Here is a 1,642-nt window from a genome sequence, read left to right as displayed (position 1 = left end):
CCGAGCATTGATAGCCTGCTCGCCTCTTCACAGCCGCTGCATCTGAAAGGTTACATTCCGGCACGTGATTTTTACCCGTTACTGCAAGATGAAATTGATCGCAGCTTAACCGCCGAAACGCGCGGATTATTGATTATTTTACAGCCTGCACCAAGTCTGGGGTTGGTTGATATACTGGCACAGTGCGAAATGCGCCGCCAAGGTGATGTGATCACTGTGGCAGATGATCAGATTTATGTATTCTTTTTTGCCTGTCGGCCAAATGATGCTGATCGGGCGCTGCAAAATACGTTTCATCTCCCCATCAATACACTGTTTACTGAATCACAAGTAATTAACGGGCAGGATGCACTGCAAACTGAGTTAAAACGGCTGTCATGGCTGCCTGAGCCAAAAGATTATACTGATGATCTGCTGGCACAACTGGGTGTGCGAGATACCCAGATCCAAGAACAACAAAAAGTGGATATCGCTTCACTGGAACGCCGTCATGCTGGCGTGACACCTACTGTGCTGCCGTTGAAGGTGTGATGATGGATTTACAATCGTTAGGTCAGGTTGTGTTGATCACAGCCATTATTGCGGGTTTGATTGGGTTTTATATTCGCCCAGTTTTTGTCTGGGGAAAGACGATAGTATTGCGTGCACTCATTCGCCCGCGGTATCAAAAACGGATTATGCGGGTATCTCTGGGTAAAATAGAGCGAGTCGCCGAATTTTATCAAAAGCAAGGCACACAAAAACAGGGCTCGCAAAAACAAGAGCCGCAAAAGTCAGATCAAAAAAAATCCAATACTCAGAACAAAACGGTTGAAAAAAAGAGTGCTCCCTCGCAGGAAAATCAGCCAAAATAATAAGATACCGCAACCACATCGCGTAAGGTAATCAAAGGGTAACGGGCCTACCATGACCAATAGAACGCACAATAAGGGATTAGTATGAATGATGTGACGCTATCGCCGTTACCTGCTGCTTTACGCCACTGGCGCGGCTTAGGTCTGTGGAATTTCTACTTTATCACCAAATTTGCACTGTTCGGATTTGGTCTGATTAATTTTCATCCACTGTACAATCTGGCGTTGGCGGCATTTTTACTTTTTCCGTTGCCTCCGGTTTGGTTACATCGATTGAGGCATTTGCTGGCGATTCCGGCAGGTGTGGCGCTGTATTATTATGATTCATGGCTGCCACCGTTTAGCCGTTTGATTGCCCAGTCATCGGCGGTGGAGTCATTTTCTGCTGATTATATGCTGGAGTTAGCTGGCCGCTTTATCAACTGGAACTGGCTGGCCATCGGGTTAGTTATGTTGCTCAGCTACCTGTTTTTGAGCCAGTTCATCCGTTTTTCAGCCCTGATTTTTGCCTATCTGCTGTATGTGGCAGCAAGCCCTTATTTACCGACGTTAATCAGCCGCCCTGCTGAAACAGTGGCCGATGATCGCACTGTTCCGCAGACCGCATTGCGGTCAGAAGTCACGGCAACCGGTGGTGGCTATGGCGACAATAGTCATACCGAGATTGGAAGTGCTGGGGCTGGTACTGCTGCGCCACAGCCACAACTGGCCAGTGTGCCGGATGATCAGGTGCTAAACAGTGCGTTGGCGGCGTTTTATCAACAGCAGAGCCAGCAAGTAACCACCTT

Annotated in this window: 3 protein-coding genes; all 3 read left to right on the top strand. The window is 48.0% G+C overall.

Translation table 11 applies throughout. The features are described from left to right. Nucleotides 1–531 (top strand): BcsE family c-di-GMP-binding protein (locus ACRC27_RS14235; protein ID WP_438640183.1); only part of this gene is annotated, 531 nt, incomplete at its 5' end. 2 nt (nt 532–533) lie between these two features. Further along, nucleotides 534–854, top strand: coding sequence for a hypothetical protein (locus ACRC27_RS14230; RefSeq protein WP_438640182.1), 321 nt, complete (start codon nt 534–536; stop codon nt 852–854). A gap of 84 nt (nt 855–938) precedes the next feature. Beyond that, the coding region (bcsG, locus tag ACRC27_RS14225) for a cellulose biosynthesis protein BcsG (protein ID WP_438640181.1) at nt 939–1,642 on the top strand (704 nt) is incomplete at its 3' end.

Origin of the sequence: Plesiomonas sp. (assembly GCF_051650925.1) — a bacterium.
Taxonomy (GTDB): domain Bacteria; phylum Pseudomonadota; class Gammaproteobacteria; order Enterobacterales; family CAMTGL01; genus Plesiomonas.
Note: the sequence above shows the minus strand (reverse complement) of the source record. Positions and strands in the feature narration are given on the sequence as shown.